Genomic DNA, 20,155 nt, shown 5'->3' with positions numbered 1-20,155 from the left:
GCAATGAAATCGGATTAGGACTGTCTTATAGTTATAATCAATCAGCAACATAGCATTAGTCTCTGGTCAGAGCAGAAGTACCCATCCCGAAACCGTGTTCTGTTAGTAAAAAAATGCCACTCAGAAGGGGATGCGTTATGGACGAATACTCGCCGAAAAGGCATGATATCGCACAGCTCAAATTTCTCTGCGAAAGTTTGTATCATGATTGCCTCGCCAATCTTGAAGAGAGTCATCATGGATGGGTTAACGATCCAACTTCAGCAATCAATTTGCAGTTAAACGAGCTGATTGAGCACATTGCTACCTTCGCGCTCAATTATAAGATTAAGTACAATGAAGATAATAAGCTGATTGCGCAGATAGACGAATACCTGGATGATACGTTTATGTTGTTCAGTAGCTATGGCATAAATACACACGACTTGCAGAAATGGCGCAAAACAGGCAACAAACTGTTCCGCTGCTTCGTCAATGTGAGCAAGGCTAATCCTGTTAGTCACTCTTGTTAGTATTTCAACACTAAGGTGAAAGTATGTCCGAAAAACCATTAACAAAAATTGATTATTTGATGCGGTTACGACGCTGTCAGACAATTGATACATTAGAACGCGTGATTGAAAAAAATAAATACGAACTTTCAGACGATGAACTCGCGGTGTTTTATTCAGCAGCAGATCACCGGCTGGCAGAACTGACCATGAATAAGCTTTACGACAAAATCCCCTCCTCAGTGTGGAAATTTGTGCGCTAATTTACCCGGTCTTTATTTGTTTTTTCTATTATGTAACACAGCGTTCAGCCTCATTGACAGGTGTAACCGATCCCGATGAATGAAGAAAAGCAGAAGATGATTGCGGGCTTGCCCTATCTCTCCGCAGACGAAACCTTGCGTGCGGATCGCCTCCGCGCCCGCCAACTGCTTCATCGTTACAACCATTCCAGCCCGGAAGGAAAAGCCGAACGCAAAGCTATACTGGCTGAACTACTCGGTCAGAGTGGAGGGGCATATATTGAACCCAATTTCCGCTGCGATTATGGTTACAATATTTTCCTCGGCAAAGATTTCTACGCCAATTTCGACTGCATCATGCTTGATGTTTGCCCTATCCACATTGGCGATAACTGTATGCTGGCACCCGGCGTGCACATCTACACCGCAACACATCCCCTTGATGCCATGCAGCGCATTAGCGGTGTTGAATACGGTCAACCCGTAACAATTGGGCATAATGTGTGGATTGGCGGTCGGGCCGTTATTAACCCGGGCGTCACCATTGGCGATAATGCTGTCATCGGTTCGGGATCTGTGGTGGTTAAAGATGTGCCTGCGAACACGGTAGTTGTTGGTAACCCGGCCCGAATTATTAAGACGCTCGCCCCTTCGGTTCAGTAACTGTTATCGTTTTTTGGAGCAAAACTGTTACTTTTTTCACACAAGGCGGCAACTTAAAATAGTGTGTCCACCTGCAAAAGGGTATCAGTAAAGGCCTAAGATGACAGAAATACAACGGCTGCTCACCGAAACAATTGAAGAGATCAACCAGCGTGAAAAACGGGATAACCGACCACGCTTCAGCATCAGCTTTATTCGCAAACACCCGGGCCTGTTTGTCGGTATGTATCTGGCATGGCTGGCAACACTTGCAGTAATGCTGCAATCTGAGACGCTTGTCGGCTCCGTCTGGCTGCTGGTGCTACTGTTCGTGGTGCTTAACGCGTTTTTCTTTTTCGATGTCTACCCCCGCTACCATTACGACGATATCGACGTCCTGGATTTTCGCGTCTGTTATAACGGCGAATGGTATAACACCCGTTTTGTGCCGAATGACCTCATCGAGGCCATTCTGCATTCGCCTCAGGTCGACGCCGAGCGTAAAGAGCAGTTGCAGCAGATGGTGGCGCGAAAAGGAGAACTCTCCTTTTATGATGTGTTCACCCTCACCCGCCCCGCTGTTGTACAACCAGGCGGTTAAGGGTTCGTACCGAGGGGCCAAACAGACTGGCAGACGTATTGCCATAACCTAATACCAGCCCGCTGGACGAGGCATCTGGGTGCAGCCAAAAACGGCTTAAAGCATGGGGCGCGAGTTGCCATTTTCGCGCCTCGCGCACCAGCGCAAAATCATCAATTCCCGGAACAGACAGCGTCAAATGCATACCGCCGCCGCCACCATAGATCCTGTGCGCCGTGGTCATTTCTTGATCCAGCACCGCCAGTAAATGCTCCTGCCGCTTGCGGTACAGACGGCGCATCGCCGCCAGGTGGCGGGCATAATGCCCCTCTTCAATAAAACGTGCCAGCGTCAGCTGTTCACCGCGATGACCGCCGCGCAACAAACTGCTGATTGCCGATCCGGCGGCCTGAGCAAGCGCAGGCGGCATAACCATAAAACCGATGCGCAACGAGGGAAACAGCGTCTTACTGAAGGTACCAATGTAGACTACCGGCGCATGGGCGCGCATACCGAGCATGGCCGGGATCGGATCACCAGGAAAGCGGAACTCGCTGTCGTAATCATCTTCCACAATCCAGCTGCCCGTTTGCCGGGCATACTCCAGCAACGCAAGGCGTCGGCTAGCGCTCATGACCTGGCCCAGGGGATATTGGTGTGATGGCGAGGTATAAATAATCCGTGGCGGGATCGCTGGCGCAGGTAAGGTCATGCCTTCATCATCAATTGCGCAGCCGCTGACCTGCAAACCCGCCGATAAAAATGCACTTTTTGCACCGGCATATCCCGGCTCCTCGACCCATGCATGATCACCTTCGTCGCACAGTAAACGAACGCACAGCATCAGCGCTTCTTGCGCGCCTTCGGTGATGACAATCTGATCCGCTTCGCAATCAATCCCTCGCGAAATCGCAAGGTGGCGGGCGATGGCCGCGCGTAAACGCCACTCTCCTGCTGAATCGCCATAATTCAGCAACGTACTGCCTTCATCACGCCAGACGCGTTCAGTTAAGCGCCGCCAGATAGCCAACGGAAAATAATTCACCGCAGGAATACCGGGTGTCAGCGCAAGCGCAGGTGAATGGCGCAGGATGCCAGCAGGCAACTGCTGCATCCGGCTGGCCAGCGTCACCGGCGGTGGCGACGCCCGTTTTTCGTCTGCGCTCGCCAGCTTTAATACCCGCGTCCCCTGGCGGTCACGCAGGACATATCCTTCGACAGCCAGTTGTTCCAGCGCTGCATTCACCGTATTACGCGAGACGCCCAACGCCTGCGCCAGAACGCGGGAACCTGGTAACTGGCTGTGCGGCTTTAAGCGAACGTTGAGCACCATATCGCGCAGTGCCAGATAGAGCGATCGCTGGCGCGTTCCCCCGTCCCGCGCCGCCAGCGCACGATGCAACAACGCATATAACTCGTCATCCGGAATGTTCATTTCTTTTCGCTTCCTTCGTGGCTCCATAAAACCATCTTCTCATGGCTCTTTTTATAGAGCCACGGCAACGTTACGCTGCCTGCACACAAAAGGAGAGCGAATGATGCAACTGAATCACTATCACCAACCCCTCGGTGAAGCACTACCCGACTGGCAGTCGCGTCCGTCACCGCAACGCGTAACACTGGAAGGCGAGTACTGCCATCTGGAGCCATTAACGCCACACCATGCTCCGGCACTGTTTCAGGCACACCAGCTGGCAGGTGACGGTCGTAGCTGGACATGGCTGCTGCGCGAACCCGAAAAAGACGAGGCGGAATTCACCGCCTGGGTCACCCGTGTGAGCACGCTACAGGATCCATTGCACTTTGCGGTGATAGATAAACGCAGTGGCGCCCCGGTTGGCAGCTTATCGTTGATGCGTATTGATGAAAAAAATGGTGTGATCGAAGTGGGCAGTGTTCATTTCTCGCCGTTGCTGGCGCGCACTCCGGCCTCAACCGAAGCGCAGTGGCTGCTGATGCGTTACGCCTTCGACACGCTGGGCTATCGTCGCTATGAATGGAAATGTAACAGTCTGAATGAACCCTCCCGCCAGGCGGCACTCAGGCTGGGGTTTCACTATGAGGGGCGTTTTCGTCAGGCGCTGGTGAGTAAAGGCTATAACCGTGATACCGACTGGTTTTCCATTATTGATAAAGAATGGCCTGAAGTGGATCGGGCATTGCGACGCTGGCTTGCCGCCGACAACTTCACTGCCGACGGCAAGCAGCGTCACGCCCTGGTGTCTCTGCGCACTTAACGTTTTTTCTTTCTGCCCTGTACGGCTTTAAAGCGCGGATTCGATTTACAAATCACATATAAACGCCCCTTGCGCTTGACGATCTGGCAGTCAGGGTGGCGTTGTTTTGCGCTGCGCAACGAATTTAATACCTGCATCGGTTACTCCTTTTTATCGGCGAAGAAACGGCCATAGCGCTGCTGGAAACGCGCCGTACTGCCTTCGTTAGAAATCACTTTCTGCTTGCCGGTGTAGTACGGATGGGAAGCGGAAGAGACATCGATAGTGATATACGGGTACGTCACGCCTTCCAACTCAATCTGGCGATCCGTTTTAATAGTCGAACCGACTTTGAAGTACTCATTAGCACTGGTGTCGTGAAACACCACTGTGCGGTAGTGGGGATGAATATCAGCTTTCATATCTGGCTCTTTTGTTTTGTTATAACATAACAAAAGTCTATCGGAGTTAGTTGTCCAGTTCAAGCGCTCCGCGTTATGCGTTTTTTGCAAAAGCACGTGATCTGCTTCGGTCATAAATTAGAAAAGAACGTTATTGGTTGAATGCGATGCCATCAGGCAAGCTGTGATCGCCCCCGGAAATGAGGACGAAAAAATGCGTTGTTGTTGCCACCGGCCCCTGAATACAAAGCAAAAACCTTTACCTGCCGCCTTCGGAGAACACAATGAACGCCACAACATTACCGATCCTCGATCTTGCCCGTTATCACAGCACTGAACGTGACGCCTTTCTTGCCGATCTGCGCCACGCTGCACGTGATATCGGCTTTTTTTATCTGATCAATCACGGCGTTGACGACGCCCTGCAACAGGCTGTTCAGCACGAATCTACCCGTTTTTTTGCCCTTTCTGACGCGCAAAAACAGCAGGTGGCGATGATCCACTCCCCCCATTTTCGCGGTTATAACCGTGCCGCATCTGAACTGACGCGTGGGCAACCAGACTGGCGCGAACAGTTCGACATTGGCGCGGAACGCCCGGCACTGTTATTAAGTGATGACGATCCCGGCTGGCGGCGTCTGCAAGGCCCGAATTTATGGCCGCAGGCATTACCCACACTGAAACCCGCCTTGCTCGACTGGCAACGGGCAATGACCCGTATGGCCATCGATCTCCTGCGCGCGTTCGCCGAAGCGTTGCAGCTCCCGTCCGATGCTTTTGACACGCTGTATGGCAGCAAGCCCAATGAGCACATCAAGCTGATCCGTTACCCGGGCCAGCAGGAAACACAAAGTTCACAAGGCGTTGGTGCGCATAAAGATTCTGGTTTTTTGAGCTTCCTGTTGCAGGACGATCAAAAAGGGTTGCAGGTCGAAATCGCGCCTGGGCGCTGGATCGATGCCGTACCGTTGCCCGGGAGTTTTGTGGTCAATATCGGCGAATTACTGGAGCTGGCCACAAACGGTTATTTGCGCGCCACCGTGCATCGGGTAGTCTCCCCGCCCGCTAATCAACAACGGCTGTCGATTGCATTTTTCCTGGGCGCTCAACTGGATGCCGTGGTGCCGGTTTACACCCTGCCGCCTGCACTGGCGCAAGAAGCCAACGGTCCGGAGAGCGATCCGCATAACCCGTTGCTGCGCGATGTGGGATGGAATTACCTGAAAGGGCGCCTGCGCTCCCACCCGGATGTGGCGGAGCGTTATTACCGCGATGTGCTGCGCGAGCGCACTGAACAATTGATCGTCTGACAAAAACCACACAGGAACACACAATATGAAACATGCCGCTTTTACTCTGGCAGGGGTAGCACTGTCTCTTTCACTGGTCTGGACATCCGCTCAGGCCGCCGCACTGCGCGTCGCTGCGGACCCGGTTCCGCATGCCGAAATACTTAACTACATCAAAAAAATCGATCCGAAACTGGATTTGCAGGTCGTGGAACTGACCAGCGGCGCGAACGCTAACGAGCTATTGGCCAATGGCGATGTCGATGCCAACTACTTCCAGCACGTGCCCTATCTGAAGGATCAGGAAAAAGCGCTTGGAAAAACATTTGCTGTCGCCGCCACTGTGCATATTGAGCCATTGGGTATCTATTCGCACAAATATAAAGATTTCAAATCCATACCGGATAACGCTACCGTTGCTGTTCCCAATAACGCCACCAACTTAAGCCGCGCCCTGTTCCTGTTACAGAGCCAGGGCTTAATCAAGCTTGATGCGAAATTCACCGATCCATCGAGCACACTGGCAACGCCAAAGGACATCGCCAGCAACCCGAAGCACCTGAAAATCCTTGAAGTCGAATCGCCACAGATCCCGCGCTCGCTGGATGACGTCGATTTAGCCGTGATCAATGGAAACTACGCGCTGGAGGCGGGTTTAACACCGTCAAAAGATGCGCTGGGGCTGGAGAGCGCCAGCCATAATCCTTACGCCAATATTCTGGTGACTAACCCGCAACTGGCCAACGATCCCCGCATCAAAGAGCTGGCGAAAGATCTGACCTCGCCGCAGGTCGCAGAATTTATCCGTAAGCAGTATAACGGCTCGGTGATCCCGGTCACGCCGCAGTCATGATTGAGGTTGAAGGGCTGAGTAAGATCTATGCCGGAGCAGGCCAGCCGGCGCTGAAAGAGGTGTCGCTAAGTGTGCCCAAAGGCGCCATTTACGGCATCCTCGGGCGCAGCGGTGCGGGCAAAAGCACCCTTATCCGCTGCCTCAATCTGCTGGAGCGGCCGACGACGGGCCGCATTATTGTCAACGGTGTCGATATCACGCAACTGGATAAGTCAGCACTGCGCCAGTATCGCCTGCGTACCGGCATGATCTTCCAGCACTTCAATTTGCTGCATGCGCGCACGGTGGCCGACAACGTCGCCGTGCCGCTGGAAATCGCAGGCGTCCCTGGGCCACTGCGCCATGCCCGCGTCGAAGAGTTGCTTAATCTGGTTGGGCTGAGTGAAAAAGCCCAGGCTTTTCCCTCGCAGCTTTCTGGCGGGCAAAAGCAGCGCGTGGGCATTGCCAGAGCCCTGGCCGCCAGGCCAGACGTCCTGCTGTGTGACGAAGCCACCAGCGCGTTGGATCCAGAAACCACAGCGTCGGTGCTCCAGTTACTGGCAGACATCAACCAGCGACTGAAACTGACGATTGTGCTGATCACCCATGAACTCGAGGTGGTAAAAACCCTGTGTGACCACGCGGCATTGCTGGAAAGCGGCGAAATAGTTGAGAGCGGCAGAATTGCCGATCTGCTGGTGGCCCCCTGGTCACGTCTGCGCCAGGCATTATTACACGATCCACAAGCAGAGCGGGATTTCCTGGCCCGTCACGGTTTTAACGGGAGGCCCTTATGCGTGGTCGCATGAACTGGGAAGATCTCTGGCCATTACTGGTAAACGGCACGCTGGAAACCCTTTATATGGTCGGGCTTGCGGCCCTGTTTACTGTCCTGATTGGTCTGCCGGTTGGCGTACTGTTATTTATATCCCGCCGTAATGGTCTGGCGCCAATGCCGACACTGAACGCGGTATTAGGGGCAATGATCAACGTTGGCCGTTCGCTGCCGTTTATTGTGCTGCTGATTGCCTTGATCCCCTTTACCCGCCTGCTGATTGGTACCACGCTTGGCAGCACTGCCGCCGTGGTGCCGGTTACTATCGGCGCTTTTCCCTTTTTCGCCCGGTTGACGGAAAGCGCACTGGATGAGGTCGATTACGGGCGCATTGAAGCCATTTTATCAATGGGCGGTACGCTCTGGCATGTGATTGGCAAGGCGCTGTTGCCGGAGGCCTTGCCGACGTTACTGTCCGCCATCACCTTAACCGTGGTGATGCTGATTGGTTTTACTTCAATGGCTGGCGTGATTGGCGGTGGCGGTCTGGGCGATTTGGCCATTCGCTATGGCTATCAGCGATTTAACGATCAGGTCATGCTGGGAACGGTACTGATTCTGGTGGTAATGGTGCAGACTGTGCAAATGGCTGGAGAGCGTCTGGTGCGCCGGTTGGCGCACCGACGGTAAGTTATTCCTGCATTCCCTTCCCCACCAGCATTGTCGTGAGGACAAATGACAATACCAGCGCCATCGCTACGCCCGAGAGGGCAAAAATAAAGTAAGGGCCGATATAAGCCGGTAAGCTGAAAATGCTCGACAGAATATAGCCATACAGCCGTACGCCGAAGAATGCGATAAACGCCGAGGCCAGGGAACTGGCAACGGTTGCAGCGATAAACGCTTTTTTATAACGGGTCAGCACCCCAAACAGTGCCGGTTCGGTAATGCCCAGCAGCGCGGAGATGGCCGCCGACAGTGTGACCGTTTTATCCTCACGGGTTTTGCTCAACCGCCAGATAGCGAACGTGGCCCCGGCAATGGCCATATTGGCCATAAACATCATTGGCATCAGCATGTCGAAGCCATGCTCGCTAAAGTTTTGCAACGCAATAGGCGTCATGGCGTGGTGCATCCCGGTGAGGATCGCAACCGGGCGAATAGCCCCAACAATCAGGCCGGCAAAACTGGCGGAAACCCCGAATAACCCTTCGATAAACAGCGCCAGCCCTTTGCCCAGGTAAATACCGATCGGGCCAATCACCGCCAGCGCTGCCAGTGCGCCAAGAAACAGCGTTAGCGTGGGGGTAAATACCGTTTTCAGCACATCGGGCATAATACTGTCGACCCAGCGGTGGATATAGCTGAGCGCCAGGATCGAGAAAATAACCGGGATCACGCTGGCGGAATAGTTAAACACCGATACCGGAATTGCACCGAGCAACCACAAGGCATTGGTCGCCCCTTCCTGATGCGCCGCGAGCGCTTTCGCGGCCTCAATTAACGACGGATACATCAGGCATGCCGCGATGGCGGCAGCCAGGTATTCATTGGTTTTAAAGATTTTCGCTGCCGACACCGCAAGGAAAAAAGGCAGAAAATAGAAAACACCGCTGGCGATCAAATCAATGATCATCACGGTATCGCTTTTGGCCGACACTACCTTCAACGCAATTAACCCGGCCAGCAGCCCCTTAATCATCCCGGCCCCGGCTATCGCCGGTACTATCGGCCCGAAAACACCGGAAACCGTGTCCATAAACATTGAGACCAGGCTTTTACGGCTCTTGCCCTGCGCAACAGCCTGGTCCGGTGCATTGCCCAGCATAGCGAGCAATTGTTCATACCAGTTGTTAACTTTTGGACCAATTACAATCTGGAACTGATCGCTTTGCAGCTGCGCACCGAGTACGCCCGGCAGTTTTTTTATCTCATTCTGATCGACCTTATTGTCATCAATCAGCGAGAAACGTAAGCGTGTCATACAGTGCCAGACATTATTGATATTATCTCGTCCGCCGACCAGACGAATAATATTGCTGATGGCTTCTTGCGTCCCCATAAAAACTCCTGCCGGATGGTTGTCGTTTTAATCATGGCTATAAAGGGTAAAGAAATCAAAACGCGAAAACAAACCAATAAAATATGAATCTCATCACAATTCGCTACCACAAAGAGCAATAACACAGATAAAACTGCAAATTGGTCTGGTTTTTAATTAAATAAATAACAAATAGCTGACCAAAAATTTTATTCAATAAAAGGGTTTACCTTTCGCCAAAATTAGGGCGAAGATAATAGCCATTGCTTACTCACTTTATGCTACTTAAGGAGTCTCCGTGACGCCGACGCTTATCCAGAATATCGAATGTTTTATTACCCGCCCCGATCGCCATAACCTGGTCACGGTGCGGGTCACTACCGATAAAGGCGTGACGGGGCACGGCTGCGCAACGTTCCAGCAGCGTCCGCTGGCGGTGAAAACGCTGGTCGATGAATATTTAAAACCTCTGCTGACAGGCCGCGACGCTAACCACATCGAAGACCTGTGGCAAATGATGAATGTAAATGCCTACTGGCGTAATGGCCCGATAATGAATAACGCCATTTCCGGCGTAGATATGGCGCTGTGGGATATCAAAGGCCAGCTGGCGGGCATGCCGCTCTACCAGCTGTTGGGCGGCAAATCCCGCGATGCTATCGCCGCATACAGTCATGCCAGTGGAGAAACACTGCCAGAGCTGTTCAGCGCGGTGGATACGCTGGTTGCACAGGGTTATCGCCATATCCGCTGCCAGTTAGGTTTTTACGGCGGGACGCCAGCCAACCTGCACACGCCGGAAAACCCCACTGCCGGGGCGTATTACGATCAGCAGGAGTACATGACCAACACCGTGGAAATGTTTAAAGCGCTGCGTGAGAAATACGGTTTTCGGTTGCATTTTTTGCACGATGTCCACGAACGTCTGTTCCCGCAACAGGCGGTACAACTGGCGAAACAGCTGGAACCGTACCAGCCCTATTTTATTGAAGACATTCTGCCCCCTGCGCAAAGCGCATGGCTGGAACAGGTGCGCCAGCACAGCAGTGCGCCACTGGCGATGGGTGAACTGTTTAATAACCCGGCGGAGTGGCACGATCTGATTGTTCATCGCCGTATTGATTTTATTCGCTGCCATATTTCACAAATTGGCGGCATTACTCCGGCATTAAAACTGGCGATTCTGTGCCAGGCCTTCGGTGTGCGCCTGGCCTGGCACGGCCCCGGCGATATGACGCCGATTGGCGTGGCGGTGAACACCCATCTTAATATTCATCTGCATAATGCTGCGATCCAGGAGTACATCCCCCGTTCCGCCCGTACTGATGCGGTATTCCCCGGCGCACCGCAGGTTAAAGAGGGGTTTGTTTATGCCACCGAAACGCCGGGTATTGGCGTCGGGTTTGATGAACGACAGGCGCTGACCTGCCCGGGGATTTATCGGCCACATGAGTGGACACAAAGCCGCCTTGCAGACGGCGCGATCCATACTCCGTAAAGCTTATCCGCCCCCCTGGCGGAACGTCAGGTTTTCGCGGTTATGGGGAATAATGTAGGTGCAGGTGTAATTGATATCGATAATGTCGCTGACCGCATAGACCTGCCCGCCTTCGAGAATGCCGCGGTTGTTAATATGCATTGCCGGGCTCCCTTTTTTACAGCCCAGCAATGTTGCCTGTTCGCGGCTGACGCTCACCGCGCGATAGGTGGTGAGCATGTGCGAAATACGGTAGCCCTTACTCAACACATATTGCTGCAACGAACTTTCAATCACCTGTTGATTTAAATCCGTAAACCCGGCCACTGGCATGCGGGACACTTCGATCTGCACCGCCTGCTCATCCACATAACGCAAGCGGCAAAATTGCCAGATAAAACTGTCATCATCGACGCCAAACATTTGCTGCTCATCGCGATCCGGGCGCTTTTTATGCAGGCTTATCAGGCGAAAGCGGATCTGATCAAAGCGTTTTTCCGTGATCGAGTTATACACCAGCGGGTTGTTGCGTGCTTGCTCGTTAATCCAGATCCCGGATCCCTGCACAATACGCACCACGCCAATACTGGCCAGTTTCTCCACCGCCTGACGGACGGTAAAGCGCGACACACCATACTCCTGAGCAAGCTGTCTTTCAGGAGGGAGTTTACGCGGGCCTGGCTCGCTGATTTGATAAATTTTGCTTAGCAAATCCTGAGTCACGAAATCTTTTTTCTTCATCCATCCGGTCCTGAAAGAAAACAATCACTGCGCCGTGTTATAACATCAGCTGTTTAAAGATACTTTACGTTTATCAGTATCAAAGAGGGATTTTTGGTGATGACGAACCGACAACTGGTGAGTCTTATTACAGGCGTGCTGGTGCTCGCCTTTATCATGCCCGTAGGGCTGAGTGTCTGGGTTACGCACCGTCAGGCTGAAGAAACCTTTATGAATGAGCTGGAAACCTATTCCAGCCTGGCCGACATGCGCACGCAGCGCGTCGTCAACCAGAGCAAAAAGGCGCTACGGCAGCTGGACAGCTTTAACGGCCCCCCTTGTTCACCAGAGCACTTGCTGGCGATGCGCCGTACCTCTTATTCCTGGCGCTATGTGCGCGAAGCGATTTATATGAACGGGCTGCAACCGGTCTGCTCATCGCTGGAGGTAAACAGCCACGTTCCCCCGTTCCCCGCGCCGGAAAAAATCACCGACGACGGCTTCCGCGCCTGGCTGACGCGCCATAACGACCTGGGACTGTCGCAATACATGATAGCCATCGGGACGGAGCATCACGTGGTGATGATCGATCCAATGTCATTTATTGATGTCCTGTCGTTTGGCGCCTGGCCCGTGAATGTCGCACTGATCAGCACCAAAACCCATCAGATCATTGCTGGCAGCGCAAAACTGGATATGAAAGTGCTGGCCAATATCATGCCGGACGGGCCAAAGACGATGCAAATCGACGGTTCAGCTTACGCTATCCTGCGCGACGCAGACATGGGGCTCGCGATCGTTACCTGGGCTTCGCTGGCACCGCTGACGCAAAACTGGCACCGGTTGTTGATGATCTGGCTGCCGTTCGGTTTACTGATCAGTGTGTTGATTGCCTTGCTGCTGTTGCGTGTGCTGCGCCGTTTGCAGTCGCCAACATCGCAATTGCAGGATGCCATCCGCAGCCGTGAAATCACCATGGTGTACCAACCGATTGTCGCACTGGACAGCGGTCGTATTGTCGGGGCCGAAGCGCTGGCGCGTTGCCAGCAGCAGGATGGCACGGTGCTCACGCCGGATATTTTTATCCCGCTGGCTGTGCACAGCGGCTTGATGCCGCAACTGACACAATTGATCATCGACACGGTGTTTCACGATATGGGGCGCTGGTTACAGCAACACCCGGAACTGCACATTTCAATTAACCTTGAGCCCTCTGATTTACTCAATCCCGGCCTGCCCGCACAACTGGCGCGGCATATTGCCCACTGGCAGTTGGTTCCATCCCAAATTGCCCTTGAAATTACCGAACGCGGTTTTGCCGATCCTTCCGTGAGCAGCCCGGCAATTAATGCGCTACGGGCGGCGGGCCACGCCATTTATATTGATGATTTTGGCACCGGTTATTCCAGCCTGAGCTATCTACAAAACCTGGATGTGGACATCATTAAAATCGACAAGTCGTTTGTCGATGCGCTGGAATACAAGACCGTCGCCCCGCATATCATTGAGATGGCCAAAGCACTGCGGCTGGCGATGGTTGCGGAAGGGATCGAAACGGAAGGCCAGTTACAATGGCTCACGCAGTATGGCGTGGAATATGGTCAGGGCTGGCTTTACAGCAAAGCATTGCCAACGGAAGCGTTTATCCATTGGGCAGAAAATAACCTGCTGTCCCGCTGATTTGCTACTGTTTAAAGTGGCTTAACACGCGGAGGACGCAGAATGAAAAAGCAATCCTGGCCGCTGCATGACGTCCGGCACTGGCTGGAGCCTGGCCCGGTAGTACTGCTCAGCAGTTGCTGGCAGGGCCAGCACAATATCATGACCTTAGGCTGGCACACGATCCTCGAATTTTCGCCATCGCTGGTCGGCTGCATGATTTCGGCGGGCAATGCCAGTTTCGGGCGCATCCGGCACAGCGGCGAGTGTGTCATTAACCTGCCAGAAGCGAAGATGATCGACACCGTTGCGCGGATTGGCAACAGTACGGGCGAAGAGGTGGATAAATTCAGCCAGTTTGGCCTGACCGCCGAGAAAAGCGAGCAGGTGGTGGCACCTTCGATCAAGGAGTGTTTCGGCCAGTTTGAATGCCGTCTCTATGATGATGCGCTGGTCGATAACTATAATTTTTTTATTTTTGAAGTGGTTGCCGCACGGGTTAATCCGCAGCCCAGCTGGCCGCAGACTCTGCACTACGTGGGTGGAGGCGTGTTCCGTACCGATGGCGATGTGCTTGAGCGCAAGGCGCTGTTTACCAAAGTGTCCTGAAGGATTTACTCGTCGACAATGGGCATGAACCCGCCGTAGATCATGCGTTTGCCGTCAAAAGGCATCTCGTCGCCCAGTTCACGCATGCGGGGATCGGACATGATTTTTTGGTTTGCGGCATCGCGTACCGCTTTCGACGGGTATTCAATCCAGCTGAAGACCACCTCTTCATCCTCCTGCGCCTTAACCGCCCGGCGGAAATCGGTGAGCTGCCCGTCGGGCACTTCATCTGCCCAGCACTCCACGATCCGTGTCGCACCAAACGCTTTAAATAACGGCGCAGCTTTTGCCGCCAGCTGGCGGTAGGCTTCTTTTTTGCCCGCCGGAACGGCAACCACAAAACCATCAACATACTTCATGAGCCAGCCCCCGAGTGACTGTGCAGCGGGACACTCCCGCTGCATCAGGCCCGATAAGTTTAGTCCTGCCGCCAGCAAAAGGCGTAACGCACCCTCTCCTTGCTGAGAATAAACTCCGGCGATACGCTCGGGCTCCACGAATCATCACCGCCGACCCCCATATGGAAGGCATCCAAATGTAACCAGCAGCCCTGCTCTTCACGCAGCAAATGGTGATGTGTGGTTTCGCGTAACTGCTGGTCGCTATAGCGCCCCAGCGAGAAATGGAAATCGCCATTCAACTGGTGCGCGCCATAACGCAGGGATCGCGTCTCGCAGCGCAGACCATTTTCGCCAGGGAAAATGTACGGCGTGTGCAGTGCGGCTAGCGGCAACGTCCACTGCCCCTGGCGCGCCGCCAGCTTACGGTCAGGGTAGTTTTCATGTGGCCCCAACCCTTGCCAGCTAACGGTAGGGTGGATGTCAGCCAGCTGACAAACCAGCCCGATGCGCGCAGGCGGAGGAATATCGCCGGCCACCTGCACCTCCACGTCCCCCTGCAGCACACCATGGCCATCAATACGCCAGATCTTCCGGCTGACAAAAGCGTTCTTCCCTGCGCCAGACCAGCGGTGAACCGTGGTCACAACCACCTCACTGGCCCGTTCTTCAACGGTGCAATCCAGCAGCTCCGCGCGCAAATCATACATCCCGGCGGCTTTCCAGCGTTCAACCCAGGCGTTGGGGTCAATACGCGTGGCTTCGCTCACGCCGATATCGTTATCCAGCGGCGCACGGCTAAAGCAGTCGCTCACCGGTACCAACAGAGTGGGTTGCCCGTCGCGCCACCACTGCACCAGGTTGCCGCTGCGGCGGCAGAACTGCCAGCGCTGGTTTTGATGGCAGATATTATACGTCTGTTCATTCACCTCTAGCTGTGGACGGGGGGCGCTGGCAAGACGCGGCGTGATATAAAGCGGCGTCGGTAACCGCCATTGATCCCAGGCGCAGCGGTGATCAGCCCCGGACCACGACGTGGCCGCTCTCTGGTAAACGTCGACATTCAGCCACACATCGCCCGGCGCGCTTTCAAGTTCAGGAATGGCCAGCGCGATCCGTTGTTTGCCCTGCGGCGCAATATTCAGCACGGTTTCGCCTTGCGCCAGCACCTCGCCCTCTCGCACCACGGCCCAGCGGAGATATTCATTGTCGGTGGCGCGGAACAGATACTCACTCTCCACGTCAATTTCCAGCGGCGTGGTGCTCGCCAGGCTGAACTGGAAAAACTGCTGTGCGCGCTGAGCTTCATACAACGCCGGATGCGGGGTGCGATCCGGGAATACCAGCCCATTCATGCAGAACTGACGATCGTTTGGCGTATCGCCAAAATCGCCTCCGTAAGCCCAGAAAGACATGCCGCTGGCATCGGTTTTGCTGAGCGCCTGATCGACCCAATCCCAGACAAAGCCGCCCTGCAAACGCGGTGTGGCGCGAAATGCCTGCCAGTATTTGGCAAAACCGCCAAAGCTATTGCCCATGGCATGAGCGTATTCGCACAAAATCAGCGGGCGGGTTTCATCCGGCAGACCGATCCATTTTTTGATCGACCATTTGGGCACCGCCGGGAAAGGTTGATCCTGATCGACGCGGGCATACATTGGGCAGACAATGTCTGTCGCTGCAGTATTGGCACCGCCGCCTTCGTATTGCACCGGACGCGTCGGATCGGTGGTTTTCAGCCAGCGGTAGAGCGCATCATGGCTGGCGCCATGGCCGGATTCATTGCCCAGCGACCAGATAATGACTGATGGATGGTTGCGATCGCGTAGCACCATACGCGTGACACGCTCACTCATGGCGGGCAACCACTGCGGATCATCCGACAGCCGGCTCATTGGCACCATGCCATGCGTTTCAATATTCGCCTCATCCACGACGTACAAACCGTACTCATCACACAAGCGATACCACAGCGGATGGTTAGGGTAATGAGAACAGCGCACGGCATTAAAGTTGTGCTGTTTCATCAGTTCGATATCACGCCGCATGGTCGCTTCATCAATAGCCTGCCCCGTTTCCGGGTGGTGCTCATGACGGTTAACACCGCGTATCAGCAACGGTTTGCCGTTAAGTTTGAGTAAACCCTGATCGATTTCCACCTTGCGAAAACCCACATCACAGGCTTCGGTTTCCAGTAACGCGCCGTGCTCGTCGAACAGGCTTAACGTCAGACGATAGCGGTGCGGCATTTCCGCACTCCACAGCCGCGGTGAGGCGATCGGTAGCGCCACGCTCAGGCGTTCGTCCCACCCGCCGCGTTCATCTACAATCGCACTGCCCGGGATCTGTTCGGTGTAAGCCACTTTTTCCGCGCCCTGCCACAGAGTAAATGCCACACGGCAACCGCTAAACGCCCCTGCCAGTTGCGCATGTACCTTCAGCCAGGCATGGTTCATCTCTGCGTTCAGTTCAGTTGTGTAATGAAAATCCGCAATCTGCGTGGCGGGCTTATGCTGGAGCGAAACATCACGGAAAATGCCGCTCATCCGCCACATATCCTGATCTTCAAGATAACTGCCGTCACACCAGCGCAGCACCATCACCGCCAGGCGGTTTTCACCGGCGCGCAACACACCGCTAAGATCGAACTCGGCCGGTAAACGGCTATCCTGCGAATACCCGACCCACTGACCGTTACACCACAGGTAAAGTGCTGAGTTCACGCCATCGAACACAATTCGCGTTTGCCCCTGCGCCAACGCGTGTTCGCTGACTTCGAATGTGAGCGAGTAACAACCGGTAGGGTTTTCTGCCGGAACAAAAGGCGGATTGACCGGGATGGGGTAGGTCACATTGGTATAAATCGGTGTATCAAAGCCCTGCATTTGCCAGTTCGAAGGCACGGGCATGTCTACCGCATCTGCACAATCTTCGGTTATCCAGCTGGCCGGTACCGCTTCCGGCGCTGCAAAAAAGCTGAAACGCCATAAGCCGTTCAGTAGCCGCCGGGCGGGTGATGCGACATTATCACGCGCGCTTTGCTCGTCACGCCAGCTTTGTAACGGTGCATGAGCAGGCAGACGATGCCAGTTTGTGATAACCGGATTTTCCCAGTCGCGGCGGGATAGCAATGAACCGAATGCGGATGCAGACATAAAATCCTCTATTTTTGCGAAGCGCTCACAATTTAAGTCACAATGCCGCAATATCTATCACAGGTAAAGCGGCTGCGGCGCTGAAAGCGAAAGGGATCACAAAAGCCTTAGCGGCGATCCAGCAAAGCCGCTAACTGCGCCAGTTCATATAAACGCCGGGCAAGCAGTTCACCACTGACCTCTTGCGTTTGCGCCGGGCCACTTGAAAGGCGTTCAACCAGCGTCACCGGTAAAAGGATCTGACTGAGCATATCCGTTGGTTCAGGCGCTTTCAGTAACCAGTCCACACTTTGCTCTCCCGCCTGTTTGAAGGCCTGCCGCACGGTGGTCAGCGGCGGCGAAAACCAGGCGCTGTCCGCCGTATCATCATAGCCCACAACCGAGATCTGCCCCGGCACCGTCATCCCTTTTTCCGCACAGGCTCGTAATACGCCCAGTGCCATCTGATCGTTAGCCACCAGAATTGCCTGCGGCAGGCTGCCGCCGCTGAGTAAGGTATGCGCTTTCTCATAACCAGATGCCGCACTCCAGTCGCCATGCGCCTCGGCGCAAGGCGCGATGCCGGCTTGCCTGAGCGCGGCCAGCCAGCCGCTGAAGCGCGCCCGGGCAGAGACAGAACTTTCTGGTCCGCCCAATAGCGCGATACGCTGGTGCCCAAGGGAGAGCAGATGTTCAACTCCCAGGCGCGCCCCCTGGCCGGCGTCAAAAACCAGGCTATTGACCGCCGCAGTTTCACTGACATCCAGAAACAGCACCGGCGTCGGCTTTGCCTGCGCTGCCAGTTGCTCCGCCAGTGCGTTATCCAGCGGGAGATTAATCAGTACCCCGTCAACCCGCTGGGCCAGCAGTTCCTGCAATGCGGCTAAACAGCTGGCGGCATCATGTTGGGTCAGCATAGAGATAATGACGCTGGCAGAGGTCTGCCCGGCGCGTGATTTAACCGCAGAGGCAATTTGCGAAGGCGCATGCAGCGCCAGATCGGTGGTCAGCAGCCCCAGCGTTTTACTGCGCTTTCCGGCTAACTGCTGCGCCCCACGGTTCGGTACGTAATGCAGTTCGGCCATCGCCGCCAGCACCTTTTGCCGGGTACGCACCGAAACGTGCTCTGCATCGTTGATCACGCGAGAAACGGTCTGGTATGAGACGCCGGCCAACGTGGCGACGTCATAAAGGGTAATGGTTTTCATGGCGCATCCTGGCTGCAATGATTTGCGCCAGTATACCTGTTTTGCCCGGCTACGCCTGTGAGAGGCGTCAGTGGAGATAGCCATAAGCGCGAATATATTTATATTTGCCGACAGCAAAAGAAATAGCGGCGAGCCACAGATGGCTCGCCGTAAACATCGTCCGTAATGTGTTTTGAGATGGTTTTTAATGTAATTGTCGAACCATCGTCACATTTTTCAATGCAATTTCAATGACAGTTTCATGACAAATAAATTACTGCTGACGCGGAATAGGGAAACCCTTAATGGAAATAATAAAGCTGCTTCCCTCTTTTTTAATTTTTGCACCTGCGTCACACCAGTCAGAGGCGATGCGGAAAAACTCATCGCTTCCAATATTCCAGTCCAGTCGAACTTGTTTTACGTAGCCAGAGCGCAACATGTCGCAGGCTTCACCATAGTTACTGGCCGTTTCGAGCAGTTGTTGAGTCATTTTTTCTTCTTCAGAAGTTTACGTAATGCTTTAATTTCCTTGGGATTTAACGGAGCAGTACTCTCTTCTTCAGTATGTTGATTATCAACATCTTCTTCCGATACTCCCGCCTCTTCTACTGCCTGGAACGCCAGCAGCAGCAGTTTCTCTGTCGCCGTGCTTAAATTTTCACTATTCACTTCGGCATAATGACGAAGTTTTTCTTTTAGCGCTTCATCAATTTTTACGTTTAATACCGCACTGGTCATGGTTATCCCTTCTCGTGTGAATAAGCATGCTAATTAATACACGAACTTATGAAAGTGATCCAGAAATATATTTCAAATTTATAACAACTTAAAAACACCCACAATAAAATTGCCATATTTTTATGACATTTAAATGAAGGTAATATTTCAATTACATGACAGTATAATCTTAAACAAATAAATATAGTGTGCAGCAGCAGGCTTATCCAGCCAGCCAGTTAAGGCTGACTGGTTTCAGCGGTTAATTTTTTGCCACTCGTCACGGGTGATTTCCCACAGTTCTGTTTCTAACTCCCCAGCAACATAGTCCCCTTTCTGAATGCGGATCATCCGCATGCCGCTGCGCTCGGAGATCTTCTTCGAACGGGTGTTCGCCACGGCTTTGGGTGCCCGTAACACCTCCCGATCGAGAACGTTGAACCAATACTCGTTTACGGCACGACAGGCCTCACTCATATACCCCTGCCCCTGCCATTCCGGTACCAGCCAGAAACCCCGATTGTTGTCGGGGTGATCCATCAGACAGATGACTCCCAGTAACACATCAGGCTCCGCTTTTCGCCGCAGCGTCCAGTACCAGCCTTTCCCCTCTTTACTGGCTGCCAGCGCCACATTATCGACATAGTGCTGTGCCGCGCCTTCGGGATAAGGCCAGGGAACGCTGGCGATCAGGTAGCGCACAATCTCCCAGCGCGGGAAGATGCGCTGAATTTGCGCCGCATCTTCCGACACCAGGGGCTTAAGAAGAAGCCGTTCGGTTTCCAGCGGAGGTGTTGCCATA

23 protein-coding genes are annotated in these 20,155 nt (G+C 53.8%); 12 read left to right on the top strand and 11 right to left on the bottom strand.

Annotated features, from left to right (window positions below; translation table 11 throughout):
- The first annotated feature begins 137 nt into the window (after positions 1-137).
- From tomB to RTX30_RS09245, 4 genes are all read left to right on the top strand, one after another.
- Positions 138-512, top strand: a complete 375-nt coding sequence (gene tomB, locus RTX30_RS09260) for an Hha toxicity modulator TomB (protein WP_312689088.1) — start codon at positions 138-140, stop codon at positions 510-512.
- A 23-nt stretch (positions 513-535) separates the two neighbouring features.
- Positions 536-754, top strand: a complete 219-nt coding sequence (locus tag RTX30_RS09255) for an HHA domain-containing protein (protein ID WP_061497097.1) — start codon at positions 536-538, stop codon at positions 752-754.
- A gap of 75 nt (positions 755-829) precedes the next feature.
- Complete coding sequence (maa, locus tag RTX30_RS09250) at positions 830-1,396, top strand: maltose O-acetyltransferase (RefSeq protein WP_312689083.1); 567 nt, start codon at positions 830-832, stop codon at positions 1,394-1,396.
- Positions 1,397-1,496: 100 nt separating this feature from the next.
- The gene (locus RTX30_RS09245; protein ID WP_312689082.1) at positions 1,497-1,976 is read left to right on the top strand and encodes a YlaC family protein; all 480 of its coding nucleotides are present in this window, start codon (positions 1,497-1,499) and stop codon (positions 1,974-1,976) included.
- Here the strand turns inward: RTX30_RS09245 and RTX30_RS09240 are convergent.
- On the bottom strand, positions 1,942-3,390 hold the full coding sequence (locus tag RTX30_RS09240; protein ID WP_312689080.1) for a PLP-dependent aminotransferase family protein: 1,449 nt from the start codon (positions 3,388-3,390) through the stop codon (positions 1,942-1,944). The two genes, RTX30_RS09245 and RTX30_RS09240, sit on opposite strands and share 35 nt — an antisense overlap.
- Positions 3,391-3,490: 100 nt before the next feature.
- Here RTX30_RS09240 and RTX30_RS09235 point away from each other — a divergent pair, with 100 nt between their 5' ends.
- On the top strand, positions 3,491-4,192 hold the full coding sequence (locus tag RTX30_RS09235) for a GNAT family protein (protein ID WP_312689078.1): 702 nt from the start codon (positions 3,491-3,493) through the stop codon (positions 4,190-4,192).
- On the opposite strand, the gene ykgO is transcribed toward RTX30_RS09235, so the two are convergent.
- Positions 4,189-4,329, bottom strand: a complete 141-nt coding sequence (gene ykgO, locus RTX30_RS09230) for a type B 50S ribosomal protein L36 (protein WP_006818844.1) — start codon at positions 4,327-4,329, stop codon at positions 4,189-4,191. The genes RTX30_RS09235 and ykgO overlap by 4 nt on opposite strands.
- Positions 4,330-4,332: 3 nt before the next feature.
- Entirely contained in the window at positions 4,333-4,593 is a 261-nt protein-coding gene (locus RTX30_RS09225) for a type B 50S ribosomal protein L31 (RefSeq protein ID WP_312689075.1), read from the bottom strand.
- A 263-nt stretch (positions 4,594-4,856) separates the two neighbouring features.
- Between RTX30_RS09225 and RTX30_RS09220 the strand changes: the two genes are divergently transcribed.
- The 4 genes from RTX30_RS09220 to RTX30_RS09205 are packed head-to-tail and all read left to right on the top strand — an operon-like array spanning position 4,857 to position 8,158.
- Complete coding sequence (locus RTX30_RS09220) at positions 4,857-5,882, top strand: isopenicillin N synthase family oxygenase (protein WP_312689073.1); 1,026 nt, start codon at positions 4,857-4,859, stop codon at positions 5,880-5,882.
- 25 nt (positions 5,883-5,907) lie between these two features.
- Positions 5,908-6,714 carry a MetQ/NlpA family ABC transporter substrate-binding protein gene (locus RTX30_RS09215; protein WP_312689071.1) on the top strand — a complete coding sequence of 269 codons (807 nt, stop codon included), beginning with the start codon at positions 5,908-5,910 and terminating at the stop codon, positions 6,712-6,714.
- The gene (locus tag RTX30_RS09210) at positions 6,711-7,502 is read left to right on the top strand and encodes an ATP-binding cassette domain-containing protein (protein WP_312689069.1); all 792 of its coding nucleotides are present in this window, start codon (positions 6,711-6,713) and stop codon (positions 7,500-7,502) included. Before RTX30_RS09215 ends, RTX30_RS09210 begins: the two co-directional genes overlap by 4 nt.
- The gene (locus tag RTX30_RS09205; RefSeq protein ID WP_312689141.1) at positions 7,499-8,158 is read left to right on the top strand and encodes a methionine ABC transporter permease; all 660 of its coding nucleotides are present in this window, start codon (positions 7,499-7,501) and stop codon (positions 8,156-8,158) included. The genes RTX30_RS09210 and RTX30_RS09205 overlap by 4 nt, the downstream gene beginning before the upstream one ends.
- 1 nt (position 8,159) lies before the next feature.
- On the opposite strand, the gene RTX30_RS09200 is transcribed toward RTX30_RS09205, so the two are convergent.
- Positions 8,160-9,530, bottom strand: coding sequence for a PTS transporter subunit EIIC (locus tag RTX30_RS09200; RefSeq protein WP_312689067.1), 1,371 nt, complete (start codon positions 9,528-9,530; stop codon positions 8,160-8,162).
- A 277-nt stretch (positions 9,531-9,807) separates the two neighbouring features.
- On the opposite strand from RTX30_RS09200, the gene RTX30_RS09195 reads away from it, so the two are divergent.
- Complete coding sequence (locus tag RTX30_RS09195) at positions 9,808-11,007, top strand: enolase C-terminal domain-like protein (protein ID WP_312689065.1); 1,200 nt, start codon at positions 9,808-9,810, stop codon at positions 11,005-11,007.
- A 3-nt stretch (positions 11,008-11,010) separates the two neighbouring features.
- Here the strand turns inward: RTX30_RS09195 and RTX30_RS09190 are convergent, their stop codons facing one another.
- Positions 11,011-11,727 carry a GntR family transcriptional regulator gene (locus RTX30_RS09190; RefSeq protein ID WP_312689064.1) on the bottom strand — a complete coding sequence of 239 codons (717 nt, stop codon included), beginning with the start codon at positions 11,725-11,727 and terminating at the stop codon, positions 11,011-11,013.
- A gap of 99 nt (positions 11,728-11,826) precedes the next feature.
- On the opposite strand from RTX30_RS09190, the gene RTX30_RS09185 reads away from it, so the two are divergent.
- Complete coding sequence (locus RTX30_RS09185; RefSeq protein ID WP_312689139.1) at positions 11,827-13,386, top strand: EAL domain-containing protein; 1,560 nt, start codon at positions 11,827-11,829, stop codon at positions 13,384-13,386.
- Positions 13,387-13,428: 42 nt separating this feature from the next.
- Complete coding sequence (locus tag RTX30_RS09180) at positions 13,429-13,974, top strand: flavin reductase family protein (protein WP_312689063.1); 546 nt, start codon at positions 13,429-13,431, stop codon at positions 13,972-13,974.
- A 5-nt stretch (positions 13,975-13,979) separates the two neighbouring features.
- Here the strand turns inward: RTX30_RS09180 and RTX30_RS09175 are convergent, their stop codons facing one another.
- From RTX30_RS09175 to RTX30_RS09150, 6 genes are all read right to left on the bottom strand, one after another.
- Complete coding sequence (locus RTX30_RS09175) at positions 13,980-14,333, bottom strand: DUF1428 family protein (protein WP_312689061.1); 354 nt, start codon at positions 14,331-14,333, stop codon at positions 13,980-13,982.
- 59 nt (positions 14,334-14,392) lie between these two features.
- A complete protein-coding gene (locus tag RTX30_RS09170) occupies positions 14,393-17,467 on the bottom strand; it encodes a beta-galactosidase (RefSeq protein WP_312689059.1) in 3,075 nt (1,024 codons plus the stop codon).
- 107 nt (positions 17,468-17,574) lie between these two features.
- Positions 17,575-18,654: a LacI family DNA-binding transcriptional regulator gene (locus RTX30_RS09165; RefSeq protein WP_312689057.1), complete on the bottom strand. Its 1,080-nt coding sequence runs from the start codon at positions 18,652-18,654 to the stop codon at positions 17,575-17,577.
- A gap of 253 nt (positions 18,655-18,907) precedes the next feature.
- Positions 18,908-19,126 carry a hypothetical protein gene (locus RTX30_RS09160; protein ID WP_312689055.1) on the bottom strand — a complete coding sequence of 73 codons (219 nt, stop codon included), beginning with the start codon at positions 19,124-19,126 and terminating at the stop codon, positions 18,908-18,910.
- Positions 19,123-19,374 carry a hypothetical protein gene (locus RTX30_RS09155; RefSeq protein ID WP_312689054.1) on the bottom strand — a complete coding sequence of 84 codons (252 nt, stop codon included), beginning with the start codon at positions 19,372-19,374 and terminating at the stop codon, positions 19,123-19,125. Before RTX30_RS09155 ends, RTX30_RS09160 begins: the two co-directional genes overlap by 4 nt.
- Positions 19,375-19,608: 234 nt before the next feature.
- Positions 19,609-20,154, bottom strand: coding sequence for a GNAT family N-acetyltransferase (locus RTX30_RS09150; protein ID WP_312689052.1), 546 nt, complete (start codon positions 20,152-20,154; stop codon positions 19,609-19,611).
- Between the last annotated feature and the right edge of the window lies 1 nt (position 20,155).

Origin of the sequence: Kosakonia sp. (assembly GCF_032052965.1) — a bacterium.
Taxonomy (GTDB): domain Bacteria; phylum Pseudomonadota; class Gammaproteobacteria; order Enterobacterales; family Enterobacteriaceae; genus Kosakonia.
The sequence above is the reverse complement of the archived record's forward strand: the minus strand, read 5'-3'. Positions and strand labels throughout refer to the sequence as shown.